The sequence below is a fragment of the Gemmiger formicilis genome, from assembly GCF_900167555.1.
GTDB lineage: Bacteria > Bacillota > Clostridia > Oscillospirales > Ruminococcaceae > Gemmiger > Gemmiger formicilis.
Map to the genome: position 1 here is coordinate 1 of NZ_FUYF01000059.1, position 3,378 is coordinate 3,378.

Annotated in this window: 2 protein-coding genes; both read left to right on the forward strand. The window is 43.6% G+C overall.

The features are described from left to right. Positions 1–212 precede the first annotated feature (212 nt). Positions 213–1,463, forward strand: coding sequence for a hypothetical protein (locus B5D32_RS15110; protein ID WP_143402809.1), 1,251 nt, complete (start codon positions 213–215; stop codon positions 1,461–1,463). A gap of 316 nt (positions 1,464–1,779) precedes the next feature. Further along, the gene (locus B5D32_RS14390) at positions 1,780–3,168 is read left to right on the forward strand and encodes a hypothetical protein (RefSeq protein WP_078785644.1); all 1,389 of its coding nucleotides are present in this window, start codon (positions 1,780–1,782) and stop codon (positions 3,166–3,168) included. Positions 3,169–3,378: the final 210 nt, after the last annotated feature.

The window sequence follows — 3,378 nt, forward strand, 5'->3', positions numbered from 1 at the left end:
GGCGAGAGGCGCTATGCGCTGATTTCCAAAGCGGACTATTGGTCAGGAAATGCCAACTACCGCGATTTTGAAAAAATCGGCTGATACGCAAGCATCCTTGCTTTATGAAAACACTTCATCTCATCCGATTCTAAAAAAAGTCGTTTCTACTAAAGCAGGGGTCCGTCTTTTCTGTAAAATATAATGCATTTGTAGCAGATCGAGAGAACAGAATGAAACATTTTAATCTGTTGGCGATTGGAATCTTGTCGTTGCTTTTAGTCGGATGCTCCTACAATGCCAACGAGGCAACATCAGCGGTATCATCGCAAATGGCATCTGATGATATAGTCACCCCCTCAACAGCTGAACATAAATTATCGCTTTGTGTTCCGAGCTCTGAGCAAGGGATGTATACTGTAGATTCGATTGCTAATGGGTATGGCAACATTTTTTATATTGATTTTGAGACAATGCAGCAGATACCTTTATGCGATACACCAAATTGTACACACTCAAATGATAGCTGCACTGCCTGGCTGCAAATTGATGAAAGCGGTTTTCTCCCCGGAATTTTACAACTTGGGAATTCAATTCTTCTTGTGCAAAACGGCGAGTCATCAAACCACCCTGCTTGCATTTGGATTGCTGATGCGAACGGAGAAAACAAGAAATTGTTATTCAGTGCCCAAAGCGGACAGAGCATCGGCCCTGCTTTTTATACAGATGAAACAAATTCGTCATTGTATTTTGTTTTGTCAGAGGTATCCGAATCGTCGGGCGGGATAACGGAAAAAAAGACCTTAAGCAAATTAGATGTAAAAACAGCGGAAATAGATCCGTTGATAGATATAACAGATTATGGCCTCTATTCGGCTTGCGGGGACTGTTTTATAGTTTACCGGGCAAACGAAAGTGAACAGCACTTCTATTACCTTTATCCGGGGTATGACACAACTGCAGTTCTTGCGAGCACACCTTTTTATAGCAATGAGACTTCAAAAACAGGGGCTTTTGTTTCCGTCGACACACTTTTCGAGTATGACTATCAAACAGCTTCTCTAAAAATGCGGAATTTACTTACCGGCGAGGAAAAATGTTTTGACTGTTCCCCTTATGCAGAGCAGCCGGATGATGAGCATCGTCCTGATTGCAGAGGACCATATGGGAAATACCTGCTTTACGAAACATCTTATGTGAGCAAAGAGGGGTATTTTCTGCCACACTATCGAGTATTAAATCTCGAAAACGGTGAGTTTTCCGAAGAGATGAATTTGAAAGATTCTCAAGGGAATTTCCTTACATCGTTAACCGTAGTAAAAGATCAATTTTGTGTTGTCTACGATTACACATCCGTCAATATCGCCGTTGCCGATGACAACACGATGGAAAATGTTTTGATTCCAAAATACGCATTGCTCTCACAAGATGACTATTTTCACTCGCGTGATAATTTTCATCCGATTTCTAATGATAGCTTTTGATTCATAATGGCCTGATTCCTTTTTTATGCATTTATCTTTTCGCTACACGGAGAGACTCTGCCATGGGAAATGATTACAATGATTGTGTTTTAACCTACGGCAAATTGACTTTAGCATATCAAACGGGAACGTATGCTAATTTTGGCGTCACAATGACAAGCCAGAACACAAGCCCTTATAATACTTATGGTAGGATTTGCCGTTGGACGAGCAATCCTACCAACTGGACACATGTATCCTGATTTAATGGCCGTAAATTAAAAGACTGGTGATGCCCCCGGAAGCCGTCTAAATACAATTGCTATAGGAGAGGATCATGCATGATTCATCGTTTTGTCGAAAGGCTTTTACCCTTTGTATTTGTCTTCTGTTTTCCGGATGTGCAGCCTCTCTTTCCGATGCAAATGTCAAAGGGGAAAAAGCTGTCACAGAAAACATATCGCTGGCGGATTCTATGAATTTGACGCAGCCATCTGACGGAAGTTCTGATGCCGCGCAGATGAAAATCATTTCATCCGCCAATGGTATTATCGCTTCTAGCATATTGGGAAATGAAAAGGGCTGCTACGAGGTCTTTGATCGACCTGCCGGCGGCGGAAACCTACTATATACCGACTATGCAACAAAAAGCCATATTTATCTTTCTAACCAGATTAACAGTGATCACAACAATGAGTCCGATACCAGTTATCTGGAAAGTACAATTGGCGGTTGTTATCTTGCCCTAAGTGATGATTATCTTTTCATTTTCAAACTAAACACGCCATCCTTTGCGGCAGACGAAACTTCTGAGCGACAAGGGTATATTGCACGATGTGACCTCGATGGTGCAGACCGACAAATCTTGACGAAATTGGCTGCGAATGAATCCATCGTAAGCGGCTGTGTTGCTTGTGACGGCGAAAATCTTTACTATCTTTCTTGTCTGCTTCAAGATGACGGCACAACTACCCCAAGCACATTGATTCAGTTGAAGATTGCCGATGGTACACGACGGGAAATATGCCAACTCGATTCGGAATCACGACATTTCATCGTCGGAGCGCATCAGGATAAAATTATCCTAAAAAGCATTTTGAATCCGGCCAAGTTAAGCGATGACCTTTCCGCGGATGATATCGTACGCGCTGTCCAAGAGCAGGTACATCAGCTTACGCTGCTTTCATCTGATGGCCAACAGCAGGAGCTTTGCCGCTGGAAGCAGGATGAGCGAAGCGAGATGTTTATGAACGGGAATATGTACTACTGGGACAAGGAAACAAACGGCCTTTATTGCTGGGATTTGGAAAGCGATACGCCGGAATGTCTATTCGCCGGCCCGATTCGTTTCGACGATGAAGTATCTTACGACCGGCTTTCATTAAGTGCAGATTCTTTCGATGGGCATTTGTTGGTCACTGCCGTGCAGGATTCAGACGGTCAAGCCGTTTCGTGTGCATTTGATCCAATCAGCAAGTCACTCCAAAAGCTGACTCTGACATCGGATGATGAGAAAAGTGTTTTGATTTTAGCAGAAGGATCGGAATATTTTCTTGTTAGGTATGGCCTGATGGAATATGAGGTGCCAGACTACGCTCCGGATGGACGCGAAATTACCACTACAATGCTTTTGCCAAACCTTCGCCTGATTGCAAAAAGCGATTATTGGAACAATATTCCGAACTACATACTCCTCGATGATTATGTATATAGCAGGAAACCATAACACGCACTGGATGGTTCGATCATTCTTATCTCAACCTTTTGGAACAAAGAAAGCGTACCTCTGCCATGCAACTGGAACTGAACAATCTGCGCAAAACCTATCTGCTGCCTGCACCGCGCACGCCATCGCGTTCCGCAGCGTACCTGACGAGGTCGTGCGCGTGGCTGTTACCGTCACATGACCGATGAATTTGAAAAGCAGCCGGCGGTG